This window comes from Sphingomonas alpina (assembly GCF_014490665.1).
GTDB lineage: Bacteria > Pseudomonadota > Alphaproteobacteria > Sphingomonadales > Sphingomonadaceae > Sphingomonas > Sphingomonas alpina.
Genome location: NZ_CP061038.1, coordinates 2,958,898 through 2,978,009 on the forward strand (window position 1 = coordinate 2,958,898; position 19,112 = coordinate 2,978,009).

The following is a 19,112-nucleotide window of genomic DNA, read 5'->3' on the forward strand; positions in this document are numbered from 1 at the left end:
CAGCAAAACAAAGCCCCATGCCGCGCGAGCGAACGCTCGCGCTATCTTGGGGATTTATATCACATGCTGAAAACTCGCCTTCTGGCGGCCAGTGCGCTCGCCGCCGGCACTTTCATGGTTCCGACCGGCGCTTTCGCACAAGCTGCTCCAGCCGCCGCTGAGCAGCCTGCAGCCACCGACGCCGCCGATGCCAATGACGATACCATCATCGTGACGGGCTCGCGCATCCGCCGCCCGAACGACGATTCGCCGGTGCCGATCACGACCGTCAGCAAGGAAGAGATTTTCCAGAGCGGCCGTATCTCGGTCGGTGACGTGCTCAACGACCTGCCGCAGCTGCGCAGCTCGCTCGGCTCGCAGAACTCGACCTCGGGTCTTGGTACTCGCGGCGTCAACTTCCTCGACCTTCGCGGCCTGGGCCGTTCGCGCACGCTGGTGCTGATCAACGGCCGCCGCCAGGTGTCGGCAGACATCATCAACAACGGCAACGCGGTCGACATCAACACGCTGCCCACCGACCTGATCGACCGGGTCGACATCGTGACCGGCGGTAACTCGTCGATCTACGGTTCCGACGCCATCGCGGGTGTCGTCAACTTCGTCCTCAAGGACAATTTCGAAGGCCTGCAGTTCCACGGCCAGAGCGGCGTCAGCCGTTATGGTGACGCGGGCAACCAATATGCGTCGGTCGTTGCCGGCACCAACTTCGCCGAAGGCCGCGGCAATATCGCACTCAATGTCGAATTCGCTCACCAGAGCGATTATTACGCGTCGGGCCGGCCCAATCTGCGCCAGAACGACGCCTTCGTCGTGGTCGACACTGACAGCACCCCGGGCGACGATGTAAAGGATCGCGCTTTCTATCGTGATCTGCGCAGCTCGACCATCTCCCTCGGCGGCCAGGTCGGCATCCGCTACTCCGCTGCGGCTGCGCCTTGCGGTAAGGACGCTGCAGGATCGGTAAACTCGGCCTACACCTGCGGCTTCCTGTTCCAGCCCGATGGCAGCCTCGTCAGCCAGACCGGCCTGCGTGTTGGCCTGGGTCCGAACGGCAACTTTGTCGGCGGCAACGGAACGACCAGCCGCGAAGGCAAGCTGGTAGTGCTCTCGCCCGACATCAAGCGCTATGTCGCCAACGCCATCGGCCACTTTGAAATTTCGCCGGCATTTGTGCCGTTCTTCGAAGCGAAATATGTCCGCACCGATGCTCGTGGTTCGCAGAGCGGGCCGTTCTTTGCACAGGGCACGACCCTTCAGGACGGCATCGACGCCGGCTTCGCTGATCGTTCCTATTCGAACGGCGGCGTTGCGGGGACGAACCGTGAGGGCATTCGTCTCGACAACCCCTTTCTGTCGGCCGCGAATCGCAATATCCTCGCCGCGCAGATGACCGCCGCGATCAACTCGGGCGTCAATCCCAATACCGGCACAGCTTTCGGCACCACTGCAGCGGGATTGGCCAACCAGGCCGCCGCATTGGCGCAGGTCGCCGCAGGCACCTACCGTTTCTCGCTGCGTCGTAACTGGGTCGACCTCGGCACTCGCGACGAGCAGATTCGGCGTGAACTGTATCGCGCGGTGGTCGGTGTTCGTGGCGATGTCGGAAGCGACTGGAACTACGAAATCTCAGCCAACTATGGCGAGCACAGCGAGCGCAACGTCATCACCGGCAACGTCAACACGCAGCGTTACCTGCTGGCGATCGACACCACGCGGAACGCCGCTGGACAGATCGTCTGCCGTTCGCAGGTTGATCCGGTATACGGCGGCAGCGATGTCGCCGGCAACGCAGCGGTGCTGGCGCGCGATATCGCCGCCTGCGTTCCGCTCAATCCGTTCGGTCAGGGCAATGTGAGCGATGCCGCCAAGGCATATCTGACGACGCCGACTGTTGCGACCGGCAAGGCGAAGCAGTTCGTCGCAAGCGGCTTCGTTTCGGGCAAACTGTTCGAATTGCCTGGCGGCCCGCTCGCGGTTTCGGTCGGCGGCGAGTATCGTCGCGAGACCCTGACCTATGACCTGGATCCGGTGACTCAGGCTGGCTATGCATTCTACAATGCCATCCCTTCGTTCCGGGCGCCTGCCTTCGAAGTGAAGGAAGCATTCGGCGAATTGTCGGTCCCGATCATCAAGGACGTGCCCTTCTTCAAGGAATTGACGCTCCATGGTTCGGGCCGCGTCGCGGACTATAAGGGTTCGGTGGGTACCGTTTACGCGTATAGCGGCGACGTCACCTGGCGCCCGGTCAGCGACCTGCTGCTGCGCGGTTCCTACTCGAAGTCGGTGCGTTCGCCCTATCTCGGCGATCTCTACTCGGTTCCGGGGCAGAACTTCACGCCGGCACCGAACGATCCTTGCTCGGCGCGTAACATCAACACCGGTTCGTCCACGCGTGCGGCCAATTGCGCTGCTGCCGGTCGTCCGGCGGGTTACGACTACGCCTATACCGCGTCGCTCGAAATCCTCAGCGGCGGCAATCCGAACCTGAAGGCTGAAACCTCCAAGTCGAAGACTCTGGGCGCCGTGTTCCAGCCCAGCTTCTTCCGCGGGTTGACGGTGTCGGTCGACTATTACGACATCACGGTCGATAATGTGATCACCTCACCGACCGTGCAGGCGGCGTTGAACGCATGCTACGATTCGCCGACTCTCAGCAACCAGTTCTGCGCTCTGTTCCAGCGCGCAGGTGCCAGCGGTGGACCCAACGGGGAAGACCCCTTCCGGATCATCGAGGGCTCCTACAAGGATAGCCCGCAGAACTACGCGCGACTGAAAACCCGCGGTTTCGATACGAACATTGCGTTCAATCGTGACTTCGGCTTCATGAAGGCGAGCCTGAAGGGCGTGTGGACCCATGTCGTCCAGAACGACCAGTTCACCGATCCGTCGCGTCCAAACTTCAAGAACGTGATCACGGACGAGTTGGGCGATCCTTCGGACGCGTTCAACATCAGCACCGACCTCAAGTTCGGCAAGTTCACCATCGGACACACCTTCCGCTGGTTGGACAAGATGTACCTGAACACCTGGGAAGACTATAATTCGGTCAATGGCGGCCCTCCGCAGAACCCGGATTATGCGTCGCTCGAGAGGTATCCGGTTACGACCTACAATGACGTCCGCGTCGGCTTCGACGTGAACGACAAGTTCAAGATCGACCTGGGTATCAACAATGTCGGCGACACCAAGCCTCCGTACGGCCTGACCGGCGTCGGCGCGGGCTCGGGCATCTACGACAACCGTGGCCGCTTCTTCTACACGGGCGTCACTGCCAAGTTCTGATCGTCCGATCGGATCGAAAAGGAAGGGCCGGGGATCATCCCCGGCCCTTTTTTATTCTTTTTCGCCACGCGATGACCCCTGATAAGGAAGCATGATGTCTGATGCAGTGATCACTCGTGCCAATCAGCTCAGCGCGTCGGGCGCGACAGCGGACGCCATCGCCTTGCTGACCAAAGCGGCGGACGCCGGCGACGTCGATGCGCTGATGCAGCTGGCCGTCTGGCGCCTTGTCGGGAAGACCATGCCACGCGATCTGAGCGAGGCGCGCGCATTGCTGCGACGGGCGGTTGCAATCGGTCATGTCGATGCCGCGCTGATGGAAGTGGCGCTGACCGCCAATGGCAGTGGCGGGCCCCCAAGCTGGACTGCAGCCCTGTCTCTTCTCCGAACTGCCGCCGTTGACGACCCGATCGCGATGGAGCAACTCCAATTGCTCGATACGATGGCGATCGACGCCGATGGTGCGCCCACACAATTGCCATCCCCGGAAGTGCTGAGCACCGCGCCGCACATCGTCCGCTTCGCAAGATTGTTCACGCAGCAGGAATGCGCACATATCGCTGGAGTCGCGGCTCCGATGCTTGAGCCCGCGCGGATCATCGACCCGCAGACCGGCCAATGGGTTGCGAACCCGATCCGCACGTCGGACGATGCGGCGATCGGTCCCACCAACGAGAATTTGGTGGTTCGCGCACTCAATCAGCGGATCGCCGCAGCCAGCGGGACCAGCATTGGCCAAGGCGAACCGCTGACTGTGCTACGCTACCGGCCGGGGCAGCAATACCGGCCCCATCTCGACACGATCCAGGGCGCTCAAAACCAGCGGATCAAGACGGTGTTGGTCTATCTCAATGAAGGTTTTGACGGCGGCGAGACTGTGTTTCCGGGCGTCAACCTGACGGTGACGCCACGCGGCGGCGATGCCATCCTGTTCGACACTGTTCTGACGACGGGCGCCCCGGATCCCGCGGCGCGCCATGCCGGCCTGCCCGTTCGGCAGGGGGCGAAATGGCTGGCCACGCGATGGATTCGCGCGGAGCCGATCGATCCCTGGACGATCAGCTGACCGTCCAGCAGCGTTGGAACCGCTCTCCAAGCCCCGTCAGTAGCTCATATTGCGACATACCACTCGCAGCAGCCGCCACGGGAAGTCCATAATCCAACGCCACCCAATCGCCTTCGGCCAGCTCTGGCGCGGTCGAAACATCGATTGCGATGAGGTCCATCGAGACGCGCCCGAGCACCGGCAACTGTCGCTCCTCGAACAGAGCCGCCCCAGTGCCTGAGAAACCGCGGAAATAACCGTCGGCATAGCCGAGGTTGAGAATTGCGACCTGCGTGTCCCGGGTGGTCGTGAACGTCGCGTTATAGCCAACCGATGCGCCAGCCGGCACATGACGGCGCTGCAGTATCTGCGCCTCGGGTGTCACAACTTGACGGATCACACCTGCGAATTCCGGCCGCGGCACTCCCCCATATAGGGCAATGCCAGGCCGGGTGAGATCGAAGGCATAGCTCTCACCCAAGGCTATTCCGGCGGAATTGGCGAGGCTCATGCGCCTGGCACCGGTGCGCCCCGCCAGAGCCGCAAAGGCCATGCGCTGACGTTCATTCATCGCATGATCCTGATCGGCGCAAGCGAGGTGGCTCATCAGCGTTTCAACCTGCAGCCCGTCGAGTAGGCCCGCGGCGATATCATCGACCGATACGCCCAGCCGGTTCATCCCGGTGTCGACCATCACGTCACATGATCCGCCACCGGCTTGCTTCCAGCGCGCAATCTGGTTCACCGTGTTGAGCACCGGTCGGGCGCCCCCTGCCCCGGCCTGCGCAAGGTCCTCTTCCCGGACTCCGTGCAAGACCGAGACGGACACGCCGAATGATGCGAGGGGCTCTGCCTCTGCCCAGGTAGCGACGAAAAAATCTCGGCACCCTGCATCGGCGAGGCGTGACACGATCTGCATCGCACCCAAGCCGTAGCCGTCGGCCTTGATCGCAGCACCGCATGCGGCGCTGCCGCTCATCGCGGCAAGCGCGTGCCAGTTGCTGACCAGAGCAGCGGAATCAAGGTTCAAGCGTGAGGGCGCGTTCGTCATGCCCAGCGGTTAGCGTTGCTTGCGGATCTCCGCTAGTCGGCGCTCGCCATACCTGGCCGGGTTTCGCTCAACCCCCATACCGTTACCGCCAGTGCCATCGCGACCACGGCCATGGTGTACCACAGACCCGCATAGGGATCACCGGTCTTCGCGACGATATACTGGCTGATAAAGGGCAAGAAACCACCGAAATAGCCCGTACCGAGATGGTAGGGGATCGACATCGAGCTGTAGCGGATCCGCGGCGGAAACATTTCCGACAACAATGCCGCCACCGGACCATAAGTGACACCGGAAAGCGCACCGAGCACGAGAATCGCGAACAGGATGACGGCGATATTGAGCGGCGCGGGGACGACCTTGTCGAGATTATACCCTGCCTTGGCCAACGCCATGTCGAGGCCGGCTGGCGTGGTATCGGCGATCGGCAGGCCGCCGATCATCACCACCGTCACCGGGCTGTGCGCCTTGGTGTATTGCACGCCCTTTTTCGAGAAATAGTCGAGCAGGATACCGCATTGATCGGTCTGCTTCGTCGCAAACGGGCTATAGGCGCAAACCGGGCCGGAGACGATCACCGGCGCACGCTTCGCCGCCAGCGCAAGATCGGGATTGGCCGCGCTGCCGATCGCCCAGAAGACCGGGAAAAGCAGGATGAGGGTCAGAACATAGCCGACCACGATCGGCTTCTTGCGCCCGACCCGATCGGACAATTTGCCGAACAGAATGAACCAGAACAGCCCCATGATGCAGCCCACGCCGATGATCAGCTGCGCAGCGGTTTCCTGCACGCGCATCGTCGTCTGCAGAAAGGACAGCACGCTGAACATCGCGGTGTACCAGATCACCGTCAGCCCGGCAGCAATGCCGAACAGGGCGACGAACAACCGCTTGAGATTGCCGGGATAGGTAAAGCTTTCGACGAAGGGATTCTTCGCCATCTCACCTTCGGCCTTCATCTTCTTGAACACCGGGCTTTCGGATAGCTTCAGGCGCATCCACAATGACACGGCAAGCAGCAGCAGCGAGAAGAGGAAGGGAAACCGCCAGCCCCAGCTTTCCCAGAGTGCAGCCGGCAGGGCCCACTTGGTCGCGAGCACGACGACAAGGCTGAGGATGAAGCCGCCAACCACGCTCGCCTGGATGAAGCTGGTATAGTAACCCGATTTTCCCTTGGGCGAATGCTCCGCGACATAGATTGCCGCGCCGCCATATTCGCCACCAAGCGCCAGGCCCTGCAGGATGCGCAAGCCGATGACCATGATCGGTGCGGCGAATCCGATCGCCTCGAAAGACGGAATCAGGCCGACACCGGCGGTCGCGATACCCATCAGCGTAATCGTGACGAGGAAGGTATATTTGCGCCCAAGCTTGTCGCCGAGATAGCCGAACAGCACTGCCCCCAGAGGCCGGAAACCAAAGCCGACCGCAAAGCCCGCCCAGGCGAGCAAGGTCTGCATCGTCTCGTTTCCGGCCGGGAAAAAGGTCCGGCCGATGATGCCCGACGCAGCGAGCGTGCCGTAGATGAAGAAGTCGTACCATTCGAACACGGTGCCGAGCGACGACGCGGTGATGACCAGACGGATGTCCTTCACCGAGGGTTCGGACGTCATGCCGGGCTCTGAAGCGATGTCGGCTGCCGTGGTTATGGCCATTGTCTTCTCCCCCTGGTCCCCGCCGAGGTTTAGCGGGATTGTCGAGGGCGGCAAGCGTCCGTGTTGGAGCGATCGATCGTTGCAGGTCGGACGGCCCGACGGGCCGGATCAGGCGCGGGTGAAGTGCATGACCCAGTTGGTTTCCCAGGTCTTGCCACCATCAGCGGACAGGGCCTGGCGCCATTCCGCACTGTTGGCGGTGATCGCCGACCATTGGAAGCGCAACTTGACCGGTTTTCCGCGCAGCATATCGTCGGCAAGGAAGGTTCCGACGCCGTCCTGGAAATTGCCCTTCACCGGCACGTCGATGGTGTGCGGACTGCGCCCGTCGAGCCACCAGATCGCCCAAAGCCCGTTCTTCGGATCATAGGAGCGCAGACCAACCGCACTGTAGGGGCCGCTCGGGATATCGAGCCAGTTGTCGTCGACATTGCCGACGCCACCCATCAGCGGCTGCATCACGCAGGTGCCTTCGAAATCCTGCCACGCGTCGCTACCGGTCAGCCGTTCCTTGAGGCGGTGATGCTTCACGCGCCACGACCCGATCAGGAAATCGAAATCATGCGCATGATCGTCACCGGCAAGGCTATTGGCGACGGCAGGTACAGCCGTGGCGGCGCCGGCCAGGAGAGCAAGGCTGAGCATATCGCGGCGGTCGATCATCGGGCGTCCTCAATTGTTGAACGCTCCGTCTAGTCTCCCGATCCTGACACCCAATGTCAGGATATTCCGGCCTGGTCGGAATTTCCGCCTAGCCTTGGTCAAGCATCCGGATGATCGCCGAGAAATCCAGCCCGCCCTGCCCTTCTGCGTAGAACTTCTCGTACAGTTCGGCCGCCTTCGCACCCATCGGCGTGTCGGCATGCGCCGTGCCGGCCGCTTCCATCGCCAGGCGCAGGTCCTTGAGCATCAGTGCCGTGGCGAAACCGCCCTGATACTCATTATCGGCGGGTGTTTTCGGGCCGACCCCGGGGAGCGGCGCATAGCTCGTCATCGACCAGCTCTGGCCCGACGAAACGCTCGCGATATCGAAGAATTTCTGCGCGTCGAGGCCAAGTTTTTGCGCAAGCAGGAAAGCCTCGCACGTCCCGATCATCGTAATGCCGAGCAGCATGTTGTTGGCGATCTTGGCGACCTGTCCGGTACCGCTTGCTCCGGCATGGATCACCGCCTTGCCCATATCGGCCAGGAAAGGCTGCGCACGATCGAACGCTTCGGCGCTGCCGCCGACCATGAAGGTGAGCGTACCGGCATTGGCAGCCGCAATGCCGCCCGAAACAGGTGCGTCGACCGACGTATAGCCCTTGGCAGACGCTGCTTCGGCGACGCGTTTCGCTGTGGCGACATCAATGGTCGAGCAATCGATCAGGATCGCGGATTGCGGTGCGGCAGCGAAAATGGCGTCGGTATAGACGCCCTCCACATGCTTGCCGGCGGGCAGCATGGTGATGATCGCTTCGGCGCCATCGAGCGCATCTTCGACCGTTGCGGCGGGCAGGCAGCCGGCATCTTTCGCGCGGGCGAGCGCATCGGCCGAAAGGTCGAAAGCGCGGACGTCATGTCCCTTCTTCGCCAGGTTGGCGGCCATGCCGCCCCCCATGTTGCCGAGACCGATGAATGCGACGCGTGCCATGCTATATTCCTTCTCTCCCCTCCCGCTTGGGGAAGGGGCCGGGGATGGGCTCCCGGCCGATTATGTTGCGTGTCATTATGGACCGGGGACCCACCTCCCAGCCCTCTCCCGCAAGCGGGCAAGGGAGAAGGTTATTTGCCCGTCCAGTTCCCCGGGCGCTTCTCGACGAACGCGGCCATGCCCTCCTTCTGGTCGGCGGTGCCGAACAGGGCATGGAACAGCCGGCGTTCGAACTGGATGCCTTGCGCCAGGCCCGTCTCGAACGCGGCGTTGACCATCTCCTTGTTGGCGAGCGCAGCGAGCGGCGCCATGCCGGCGATCGTCGCGGCGGTCTTCAGCGCCTCGTCGAGCAGTTCGGCCGCCGGAATGACCCGGCTGACCAGCCCCGCACGCTCCGCTTCCTCGGCGCCCATCATCCGGCCGGTCAGGCACATCTCCATCGCCTTGGCCTTGCCGATCGCGCGGGTCAGCCGCTGCGACCCGCCCATGCCGGGGCCAACGCCAAGCTTGATCTCGGGCTGGCCGAACTTCGCGGTGTCGGCAGCGAGGATGAAGTCGCACATCATCGCCAGTTCGCACCCGCCACCGAGCGCAAAGCCGGCAACCGCGGCGATGATCGGCTTGCGCGTCGCGGTGAAACGCTCCCACCCGGCGAAATAATTGCCGCTGAACATCTCGGCGAACGACTGGCCGGCCATTTCCTTGATGTCGGCGCCGGCAGCAAAAGCCTTTTCGCTGCCGGTCAGCACCGCGCAATGCTGGCTGTCATCAGCGTCATACGCGGTCATCGCCGCGACCAGCTCGCCGAGCACCTGGTTGTTGAGCGCATTGAGCGCCTGAGGACGGTTGAGGGTGATCAGCGTGACGGCGTCGCGCTGCTCGACGAGCAGGGTTTCGTAAGTGGCCATTGGGTCAGTCTCCGGCGGCATTGTCGAAAGTAGGGGCAGGAAGCGGGGTCCAGGCCTGGCTGGCGGGCAGTGGCTGGAAGAAACCATCGACCATCGCCGCGGTCACGCCTTCGGGTGTGGCGGGATTCCAGATCGGCTGATTGTCCTTGTCGATCAGCAAGGCGCGGACGCCCTCGCCGAAATCGGGATGGCGGAACATGCGTGCGGCAATGCCGAATTCCATCCGCATCTCATCGACGAAATGCGGCTGGCGCGGGCTTTCGACCAGCATGCGCAGCGACACCTTGCACGCGGTCGGCGATTTGGGGCGCAGGGTGTCGAGCTGCTTGAGCGCCCAGTCAGAGCCATCCGTCTCAAGCGCAGCAAGGATTTCCTCATAATCGTCCGAGGCGAACAGCCGGTCGATCAACGGCAGTTGGTCGACGATCTTCGCCAGCGGGGGCGCCACCGCGGCGCCCGCAAGTATCGATTCGACCTTTTCCGGCGTCGCGCAAAGCTCGGCCTTGAGCGCGTCGAGCCTCTCGGACGGGATGAAATAATTGGCGAGGCCAAGCGCGATACAATCCGCCCCGTCAAGCCGCGCACCGGTCAGCGCGAGATATTGCGCCGCCCGCCCGCGCAGCCGCGACAGATAGCGCCCGCCGCCGACATCGGGGAACAGGCCGATCGCGGTTTCCGGCATAGCGAACATCGTGCGTTCGGTGACCACACGGTAGCGGCACGGGCAGGCAATCCCGACGCCGCCGCCCATCGTCACCCCGTCCATGAACACCACGCCGGGCTTCGGATAGGTGTACATCAGATGGTTGAGGCGATATTCCTGAAAGAAGAAGGCTTGCCCAGCCGCGCCATGCCCCTGCGCGCTGCGCGCGATCGTCACCACATCGCCCCCGGCACAGAAACCGCGCCCCTCGGCATGATCGATCAGGATCAGCCGCACGCCGCGATCTTCGCGCCAGTCGAGCAGCGCACGGGTCATTTGCTGCACCATCGGCAGGTTGAGCGCATTCAGCGCCTTGGGCCGGTTGAGGCGCAAACGCCCGGCGCCGCCCTCACGATAGGCAAGTGTTTCGGTCGGGGTGGACATATCGTTCATCGTTAAAGGCAAACTCAGTGAGTGATGGAAACGTAAGAGCCCGGCGCAGGCTCGATGGGATTGGCGGGCTTGCGCGACGCGACGCGCTTGCCGGAACCGGCCGCACTCAGCCAGCCATCCCACACCGGCCACCAGGATCCGGGCTGTTTCTCGGCACCGGTAAGCCAATCCTCGGCGCGGTCGGGCATCGCGCCGCTGATCCAATAGCCATGCTTGTTGGCGGCCGGCGGATTGATCACCCCGGCATTGTGGCCGGAACCGCCCAGGATGAAGGTGACCGGCCCACCGAACAGCTTGCCGCCATCATAGACCGCGCTCCAGGCCGAGACATGGTCGTCCTTCAGCGCAACGAGCAGCACCGGCGTCTTCACCGTCGCCAGGTCGATCGCGACTCCGCCGACCTCGAACCCGGTCCCTTCCTTGAGCGCATTGGAGAAGAGCAGCCCGCGATTATAGGATTTGAGAAACGCCTGCGGAATGCGCGCGCCATCCTCGAACCAGTAGAGCAGGTCGGACGGCGGCGCGGCGCGATCGAGCAGATAATGGTTGATCACCGACGACCAGATCAGGTCGTTCGAGCGCACCGCCGCGAAGAGCTGCTGCAGCTCGGTCGAATCGATGAAGCCGCGCTTTTCGAGATGCGTCTCGAGCGCGTCGAGATGCGCTTCGTGCACGAAGGCCGACCAGTCACGCATATCGGCGAAATCGACCATCGATCCAATCAAGGTCGCGCTACCCACTTCGTCGGCACGCCCCTTGGCAGCCAGATACGCCAGCGTGATCGCGACCAATGTGCCACCGAGGCAAAAAGCGAAGAGATCGACTTTCGCCTTGCCGGCCTTTTTGCGAACTTCGCCGAGCGCAGTGACGATACCGTCCAGGACATATTGCTCGACGCCGCAATCGCGGTGGCTCTCGTCCGGATTGATCCACGAGACGACGAACACGGTGCGGCCTTGCTCGACCAGCCAGCGCACCATGCTCGATCGCGGCTGCAGGTCGATCATGTAGAATTTGTTCACCAGCGGCGGCACGTAGAGCATCGGCTCGGCATGCACGTCGGGGGTGACCGGGTCATACTGGATCAGCTGGAACAGGTGATTCTGGAATACCACGCTGCCCGGCGTCGCGGCGATATTGCCGCCCTTGGTAAAGGCATTTTCGTCGCTGCGCCGACGCACGATACCTTTGCCCGACGCCATGTCCTCAAGCAGATGCGCAAAGCCCGCCGCAAGATTGGCGCCGCCGGTTTCGACCGTGCGCCGGATCACCTCCGGATTGGTCATCGCGAAATTGGTCGGCGCGATCGCATTAAGATATTGATCGAGGACAAAGGCCGTCATGGCCTTGTCCGGGCTATGCGGCCCGTCAGCGACATCCGCTACCGCGCGCAGCTGTTTCGACGCCAGCAGATAGGCGTCGCGGAGACCACGGAAATAGGGCTGCTCTTCCCATTCCGGCGCGGAGAAACGCCGGTCGCGCGGCTTTTCCGCATCCGCCTTGGGCAGCCAGGCCTGAGTCCAGAACTCGCCCCATTCGCGCGCCGCCTGCAGTTGCACGTCGAACAATTGCTTCGGGTTGGCGCCAAGCCCCATGGCGAAGCCCGACATCGAGCGAAACAGCGCGAGCGGATCATAGGGCTGGCTGGGCCCGGTCGGGATCGGCGCGCGCGCGGCCTTGCCCAGCGCGCTCGACACATTGGCGAGCGCGTCCTGCCATAATTGCGTGACGCTTGGCGGATTAGGCTGATCGGTCCCCGGAGTCTCGCTCATTGCCGGGTCAGCTCGCGGCCGACGATCATGCGCATCACCTGGTTGGTGCCCTCGAGGATCGAATGCACGCGCAGATCGCGCCAGAAGCGCTCGATCGGATAATCCTGCAGATAGCCATAGCCGCCATGCAGCTGCAGCGCGCGGTCAACCACTGACGATCCGGTATCGGTTGCGAGCCGCTTGGCCATTGCCGCAAAGCGCGTCTTGTCGGGCGCATTGGCAGTGACCTTGGCGGCCGCCATGTAGAGCAGAGCGCGCGCCGCCTCGAGCTCGGTCGCCATATCGGCCAGGGTGAATTGCGTGTTCTGGAAATCGGCGATCGCGGTGCCGAACTGTTTCCGGTCCTTGGTGTATTGAATAGCCTCGTCGAGGCAGCGCTGCGCACCGCCGAGCGAGCAGGCGCCGATATTGAGCCGCCCGCCGTCGAGCCCCATCATCGCGATGCGGAACCCTTCGCCTTCACCGCCCACGAGATTCTCCACGGGCACACGCACACTATCGAAAATCACCTGCCGCGTCGGCTGCGCATGCCAACCCAGCTTGCGCTCGTTCGCGCCGAAGCTCACGCCCGGCATGTCCTTTTCGATCACCATGCAGGAGATTCCCTTCGGCCCCTCCTCACCAGTGCGCACCATGGTGACATAGACCTCATTCTCGCCTGCGCCGGAGATGAACTGCTTGGTGCCGGTCACGACATAATGATCGCCATCCCGCACCGCCTTGGTCTTCAGCGCCGCGGCATCCGAACCCGATGAAGGCTCGGTCAGGCAATAGCTCGCCATGCGCTCCATCGTGACGAGATCGGGGAGATACTTCTCCTTCACCGTCTGCGACCCGAAGCGGTCGATCATCCACGACGCCATGTTGTGAATGCTGATGAACGCGCTGGTCGCGGGGCAGCCATACGCCATGGCTTCCATGATGATCGCGGATTCGAGCCTGCCGAGATTGATCCCGCCGCTTTCCTCCGAAACATAGATCGCGGCAAAGCCGAGTTCGGCCGCCGCCTTGATCGTGTCCTTGGGGAAAATATGCTTCTCGTCCCATTCCGCGGCATGCGGCGTGATGCGGTCGGCGGTGAACTTCCGCGCCAGATCCTGGATCTCGCGCTGGTCGTCGGTGAGGTCGAACTGGTTGGTCATGCTGGTCTCATGTCGCTGGGGTTACGATGGGCACCGCTGTGGCGGGCGATGCCGGAACGGGAGCGGGTGTGGCGTGGATCACGCGCTCGGTGAACAGGGCTTTGGCAACCCTTATATCATTGCGCGGATACCAGCGCGGGCCGGTAATGTGGTTCTGCCAAGCGAGTTGCTCCGCAAGCGTGCCGTTGGCCCAAGCGATCTCGGGCACGGCATCATAGATCGGATCGGCATAGGCGCGGTCGGCAGTGACGATCCCCCAGCCATCCTTGCGCAGCGCCTCGATCAAATCGGGCATGAACAGGGCGGCAAGATCGGTTTCGTGCAGCAACAGCATATGCACCGGTGAACGGCCGAGCGTACGCCGCATCAGCGCGTCGGAGAAATTGGCCGACTGCACCATCGTCTCGACATAGAGCGTGCGCAGCGCTGCCATATCGACCGGCTTGCCCGCCTTTTTCGCGGCGATCGACTGCTCCTCGAGATACCAGTCGGATCCGTCCACAGTGACAAAGCCGTTGCGCAGATGCCGCGCGCGCAAGCCGGCCCGCACTGCGTCGCGCTTCACCTTGTCGGGGCCGCCTTCGTCGAGTGCCGGAAAGCGGAACCAGGGGCGATAGCCTGGCCGGCCCTTCAACCATGCTTCGGCCTTGTCGATATCGGCGAGATAAGTCTGTGCCGATGTCTTCGACAGGCGCAGATGCGAATAGCTGTGATCGGCAACGACATGGCCCGCCATGACATAGCGATCGATCCGTTCTGCATCACCGTCACCGCGGTCGATCCTGCCCGGATTGACGAAAAAGGCCACCTGATCGACCCGCGCTTGCTTCAGGCCCGCGATCAGCAGGGCATTGCGCTGATTCACCGTCAGAAAGGCGCCCGGCCCGCGCGGCGCATCGTCGAAGCTGAGCGCAATCATCTTGGCGGGCATCGCCGGCGGCATGGAACTGATCGCCACCGACGAGGAGCGCACGCCGATGAACAATGCAGCGAGGATAAGAACGATGCGCATACCGGATTACCCGAACGGCACGCGGATGGCCGCGAGATCATCGATCTCGCACCTCGCGCCGAAAAGGGTGAGCCGGGTGGTCATGCGATATCCCCTAGCAGCGCTCGTAGCGATAGGTCGCGGCGGGCGATTGTTCGGTCCGCACCAATGCTGTGCCCGCCGTGACCAGTTCGAGCGTGGTGCGCTTCTGCCAGCTCCGCCCCTCACCCGTGAAATTCAGGTCGGCGGTCATCTTGTACTGCGATTGGCGCGACAGCGCATCGATCTTCGCAGTGGATGCGTAGAAGCTCAACTTGTCGGCAAAGACCGTCACCAGCCCCTTGGTATCGGTGCGGCTGAAATCGCAATCGGCAGGTGTGATGCCCCAGCGGCCGAGAAAGGCCGGCGGCAAGGTTTTCGCTGCCTTGGCAGCGCTTGGCGCATCGCTTTTCGGCAAGCCGCGTGCGGCGTCGGAGGACTCGTTCGCCGCGATGGTCGCCTCGATGCTGGCCGCGGCCTGATTGTCGGAAGGCTCGGACGAGCAGGCCGCCAGGGTCAGTGCCAGGGCCACAAGGCCGGCAACAGGCAGTACGTGCATCACGCCGCCGGACATTTGGCGTAGCGATAAGAGGATGCCGGCTCTTCCTCGGTACGGAGCAGGGTCTTGCCGCCATCGACAAGCTGGAACACGGTCTTGCTGCTCCAGGTCTGACCCTCACCGTTGAAGGTAAGATCGGCCGCCAGCCCATTGTCCGAAATGGGCGCGATCGTCACGACCTTGGCGCGCGATTCATAGAATTTGAGGCCGCCGGCGGAGACCGTCAGCAAGCCCTTGTTGTCATCACGTGCCGGATCACAATCATTGGCGGTCATGCCCCAGCGCCCCTGAAAGGCGGCCGGGAATGTCGTTGGCGATTTCGGCGCGGGCTTGCGCACATCGACGGTTTTGTCGGTGGCGACGGTTGTTTCCTTCACCGGCTTGGCAGGCTTGACGGTAATGCCATCACGGGCGTCTGCCGACTCGTTCGACGGTGCAGCCGGACCATTACAGGCGGCGAGCGCACAGGCCAGAATCGCGGGAATGATCAGTTTCTTGGTCATGAAAAAGCCGGTGCCTCCATTTGCCGGGGCGGCAAGTCCCCGATCGCATCAATGCTTATCCCCTTCGGCCAAGGGATGACATAAATCGAGAGTGACCTCCCCTTCCTTGTGCTCCCGCGAAGGCGGGAGCCCAGACTGGGTCCCCGCCTTCGCGGGGACACAAGCTTACCTAACCAAAGGGAATAAGCAGCGATCACATCCTCTGGTAACGCATTCCGCGCGAAACCTCTCCCTGGCCGCCCGAGCCCTGCGGAAATGTGATGGGCGTCATCCGCCGCGCAAGCCATAACGCGCTCTGTATGATCCGGCTGATGCTTCAACCCCGCGCGTCCGCGCCACTGCGTGATCAACCCCAACTGAAAATCCAGCTGAAAAACGTCTCGCAATTTCAGAATTGATCGGGGATTTTCAGACTTGCACAGCCGGCCCGTTCGAGATGAGCTAGAGTCGCCCGAAGAGGCAGCTGGTAATGGGGCCGCATGATGATCGAAACGCTGACGACATTCGCCCTGCGTTGGGTGCATAGTTTCCAGGTCGAGATGATCCGTTACCTGTTCGGCGCGGCTGGAGTGGCGCTGACCTATTGGCTGGCGCGACGCTGGACTGCACCCCGGCGTATCCAGCAGCGCCAGGCAACCATGGCTGACCGGCGGCGCGAACTGTTCCTGTCGGTACAAACGGTCGCCATTTTCGGGCTGGTCGGGCTGATCGCCTTTGCCGCCATCCGCGCGGGACTCATCAGGATCGAAAAAGGGCCGATCGACCCGACCGTTTTCACGGCGCAGTTGATCGTGCTGATCATCATGCACGACGCCTATTTCTACTGGATGCATCGCGGGCTGCATCTGCGCGCCCTGTTCCGCCGCGCGCACGCCGCACATCATGTCTCGCGCACGCCGACCAGTTGGGCGTCCTATGCTTTCGCGCCGATCGAATCGGTGACTGAATCGCTGTACATCCCGGTCCTGCTGATCGCCATGTCGGCGATCATGCCGGTCTATTCGCTCGCCGTGTTCATCTTCCTCGGCCATCAGATCCTGCGCAACGCGATCGGCCATTCGGGTCATGAGCTGGCGTGGAGCGGGTTCACCCGCAGCCGCTGGACCGGATGGCTGACCACCACCACGCACCATGACCTCCATCATAGCGAGGGACGGTATAATTTCGGGCTCTATTTCACCTGGTGGGATCGGATGATGGGCACTGAGCATCCGCGCTATCATGAGAAGTTCGAAGCCGTAGCGGGACGCAGCAAGATCGCGTCGGATCCGGTCCTGGTCTAGGCCGAACGGCAGCGGCGGTGGTGCGCCATGTCCACCAATCCATGGTCGGGATCGCAATGACGAGCGCATCCCTTCAAAAACGTCGACCGGCCATGTTGCACGATGGACGCCGCCGCGCGGGCAGGTCATATTATAGCGATGACTAGGCTTATCCTGCTCGACATGGCGATCCGCATGCTGGCGATCGGCCAGTTGTTGCTGATCATGATCGTGATCGGCCTTGGCCGCGCCCCACATGCGATCCGGGTGGCGATCGCGCTGCTGCTGACCGGTATTGCTTCCTATCTCGCGGCCGCCACCCCACTGTTCCGTCCGCTCGATGCTCCGCTGTGGCTGATCGTCCGCTTCTCTGCGCAGATGACGCCCTGGCTGTTGTGGACCTTTGCCCATCTGCTGTTCGAGCGCCCGATCGACCGGCGCGCAGCGTTCTGCAGCGCCGCGGCGCTGGTCGGATGTGCGATCTCCTATCTCATCGCGGCACGCTGGGCGCCGGGCGCCGAATTCTGGGGCACGCAATTCTGGATCGCGCTGATCCAGCACGGCATTTCGCTGGTCCTGATCCTCCAGGCAATCATGATCGCGTTTCTCGAGCGCGGCGACGACCTGATCGAGAAGCGCCGCCGCCTGCGTTTCGGCTTTGTCGTGCTGGTCGGCAGTATCGCGTTCATCGTGCTGGTGCTCGAGATGTTGTCCGGCTTCCGTTACTCCGGTCTTGGCATCGCCCTTGGCCAGTCGATCGCCATTCTCATCGCGACCACTGCCGTCGCGGTGGCATTCCTCCAAAGCGATCCCGAATTGCTGTTCGATCCGGCCGAACCCGCGCCCGAACCCAAGCTCAGCCCGTCCGAACATGTGCTGAAGCGCAAGCTCGACGCCGCGATCGCCGGGGCGGTCCACCGCGAACCGGGCCTGTCGATCGGCGGCCTGGCGGAACGGCTGGGTACGCCCGAGCACCGGCTGCGCAGCCTGATCAACCAGCGGCTCGGCTATCGCAACTTCTCGGCCTTTCTGAACCATCACCGTATCGCCGAAGCAAAGGCGTTGCTTGCCGACCCGGCCCATGTTGACTTGCCGATCCTGACCATCGCGATGGACCTGGGATATGGCTCGCTCGCGCCGTTCAACCGCGCTTTCCGCCAGGAAACCGGCGAGGCGCCGAGCAAGTTTCGCCGCGGTGCGATTATGGATAATTGAAAAATGCCGATTGATTTCGAAATCAATCGAGGATTTTCGAGCGCGCGCAGCCGCGCCTGACAGGATCGCATAGCCCCGGCCGGGAGGATCTTTCCCGACGGAGCCCTGTGATGATCGAAACCCTGATCGAGATAGTACGCACGTTCGCCGCTCACTGGTTTTTCGGCTTCCAGGAGGAACTGATCCGCTATCTGGTCGCCGCAGCCGGCGTGACCGCGATCTTCTGGCTTGCCCGGCGCTATATCGCGGCGCGCCGCATTCAGCAGCGCGTGGCGACGATGGCGGACCGACGGCGGGAAATCTTCCAGTCGATCCGCACGGTCGCGATCTTTCCGTTCGTCGGACTGCTTACCGTCGCGGCCGTCGGCCTCGGGCTGGGCCAGGTCGATTTCGGCCCGCCCGATCCGCTGATCCTGATCATCCAGGTGGTCGTGATCATTCTGGCGCACGACACCTATTTCTACTGGATGCACCGCATGCTGCATTTGCGCGCGATGTTCCGCCGCGCGCATGCCGCACATCACAATTCGCGCACCCCGACCAGTTGGGCGGCCTATTCCTTCGCACCGATCGAATCCGTCACCGAGGCGCTGTTCGGGCCGATCATCCTGATCGCCATGTCGTGGATCGTGCCGATCTATCCGATCGCCGGCCTGTTCTTCGCCGCCCACCAGATGCTGCGCAACGTGCTCGGCCATTCGGGCCATGAACTGGCGTGGAGCGGATTCACGCGCAGCCGCTGGACCGGTTGGCTCACCACCACCACGCACCATGACCTGCATCACAGCGAGGGGCGGTATAATTTCGGGATCTACTTCACCTGGTGGGACCGGATGATGGGCACCGAGCATCCGCGCTATCATGAGAAATTCGAAGCCGTGGTGAGCCGGGGCAAGACGTCGACTGATCCGGTCACGGCGTAAGCGGAAATACGGGTGGGGGCCCATAGCAAGGGGAAG

General features: G+C 62.8%; 16 protein-coding genes. 5 read left to right on the plus strand and 11 right to left on the minus strand.

Annotation, left to right across the window (positions count from 1 at the left end):
* The first annotated feature begins 63 nt into the window (after positions 1–63).
* Entirely contained in the window at positions 64–3,282 is a 3,219-nt protein-coding gene (locus H3Z74_RS13665) for a TonB-dependent receptor domain-containing protein (protein WP_187760196.1), read from the plus strand.
* Positions 3,283–3,376: 94 nt separating this feature from the next.
* Entirely contained in the window at positions 3,377–4,348 is a 972-nt protein-coding gene (locus H3Z74_RS13670; protein WP_187760197.1) for a 2OG-Fe(II) oxygenase, read from the plus strand.
* On the opposite strand, the gene alr is transcribed toward H3Z74_RS13670, so the two are convergent.
* From alr to H3Z74_RS13725, 11 genes are all read right to left on the minus strand, one after another.
* Positions 4,341–5,378: an alanine racemase gene (alr, locus tag H3Z74_RS13675; RefSeq protein WP_187760198.1), complete on the minus strand. Its 1,038-nt coding sequence runs from the start codon at positions 5,376–5,378 to the stop codon at positions 4,341–4,343. The two genes, H3Z74_RS13670 and alr, sit on opposite strands and share 8 nt — an antisense overlap.
* Positions 5,379–5,410: 32 nt before the next feature.
* On the minus strand, positions 5,411–7,033 hold the full coding sequence (locus H3Z74_RS13680; protein WP_390901758.1) for an MFS transporter: 1,623 nt from the start codon (positions 7,031–7,033) through the stop codon (positions 5,411–5,413).
* A 108-nt stretch (positions 7,034–7,141) separates the two neighbouring features.
* Positions 7,142–7,696, minus strand: a complete 555-nt coding sequence (locus tag H3Z74_RS13685) for a DUF1579 domain-containing protein (RefSeq protein ID WP_229726573.1) — start codon at positions 7,694–7,696, stop codon at positions 7,142–7,144.
* 88 nt (positions 7,697–7,784) lie between these two features.
* The gene (gene mmsB, locus H3Z74_RS13690) at positions 7,785–8,666 is read right to left on the minus strand and encodes a 3-hydroxyisobutyrate dehydrogenase (RefSeq protein WP_187760199.1); all 882 of its coding nucleotides are present in this window, start codon (positions 8,664–8,666) and stop codon (positions 7,785–7,787) included.
* 131 nt (positions 8,667–8,797) lie between these two features.
* Positions 8,798–9,574, minus strand: coding sequence for an enoyl-CoA hydratase (locus H3Z74_RS13695; RefSeq protein WP_187760200.1), 777 nt, complete (start codon positions 9,572–9,574; stop codon positions 8,798–8,800).
* A 4-nt stretch (positions 9,575–9,578) separates the two neighbouring features.
* Positions 9,579–10,661 carry an enoyl-CoA hydratase/isomerase family protein gene (locus H3Z74_RS13700; protein WP_187764321.1) on the minus strand — a complete coding sequence of 361 codons (1,083 nt, stop codon included), beginning with the start codon at positions 10,659–10,661 and terminating at the stop codon, positions 9,579–9,581.
* A 23-nt stretch (positions 10,662–10,684) separates the two neighbouring features.
* Positions 10,685–12,442, minus strand: coding sequence for an alpha/beta fold hydrolase (locus tag H3Z74_RS13705; RefSeq protein ID WP_187760201.1), 1,758 nt, complete (start codon positions 12,440–12,442; stop codon positions 10,685–10,687).
* Positions 12,439–13,584, minus strand: coding sequence for an acyl-CoA dehydrogenase family protein (locus H3Z74_RS13710; RefSeq protein WP_187760202.1), 1,146 nt, complete (start codon positions 13,582–13,584; stop codon positions 12,439–12,441). Before H3Z74_RS13710 ends, H3Z74_RS13705 begins: the two co-directional genes overlap by 4 nt.
* Positions 13,585–13,591: 7 nt before the next feature.
* The gene (locus tag H3Z74_RS13715; protein WP_187760203.1) at positions 13,592–14,596 is read right to left on the minus strand and encodes a polysaccharide deacetylase family protein; all 1,005 of its coding nucleotides are present in this window, start codon (positions 14,594–14,596) and stop codon (positions 13,592–13,594) included.
* Between the two features lie 94 nt (positions 14,597–14,690).
* The gene (locus H3Z74_RS13720) at positions 14,691–15,173 is read right to left on the minus strand and encodes a hypothetical protein (protein ID WP_187760204.1); all 483 of its coding nucleotides are present in this window, start codon (positions 15,171–15,173) and stop codon (positions 14,691–14,693) included.
* The gene (locus H3Z74_RS13725; RefSeq protein WP_187760205.1) at positions 15,173–15,676 is read right to left on the minus strand and encodes a hypothetical protein; all 504 of its coding nucleotides are present in this window, start codon (positions 15,674–15,676) and stop codon (positions 15,173–15,175) included. Before H3Z74_RS13725 ends, H3Z74_RS13720 begins: the two co-directional genes overlap by 1 nt.
* Before the next feature lie 482 nt (positions 15,677–16,158).
* Between H3Z74_RS13725 and H3Z74_RS13730 the strand changes: the two genes are divergently transcribed.
* The 3 genes from H3Z74_RS13730 to H3Z74_RS13740 all read left to right on the plus strand — a co-directional run bounded on the left by H3Z74_RS13730 (position 16,159) and on the right by H3Z74_RS13740 (position 19,076).
* Entirely contained in the window at positions 16,159–16,959 is an 801-nt protein-coding gene (locus tag H3Z74_RS13730; RefSeq protein ID WP_187760206.1) for a sterol desaturase family protein, read from the plus strand.
* Positions 16,960–17,097: 138 nt separating this feature from the next.
* On the plus strand, positions 17,098–18,153 hold the full coding sequence (locus H3Z74_RS13735; RefSeq protein WP_187760207.1) for an AraC family transcriptional regulator: 1,056 nt from the start codon (positions 17,098–17,100) through the stop codon (positions 18,151–18,153).
* A gap of 110 nt (positions 18,154–18,263) precedes the next feature.
* Positions 18,264–19,076, plus strand: a complete 813-nt coding sequence (locus H3Z74_RS13740) for a sterol desaturase family protein (RefSeq protein ID WP_187760208.1) — start codon at positions 18,264–18,266, stop codon at positions 19,074–19,076.
* The last annotated feature ends 36 nt before the right edge of the window (positions 19,077–19,112 follow it).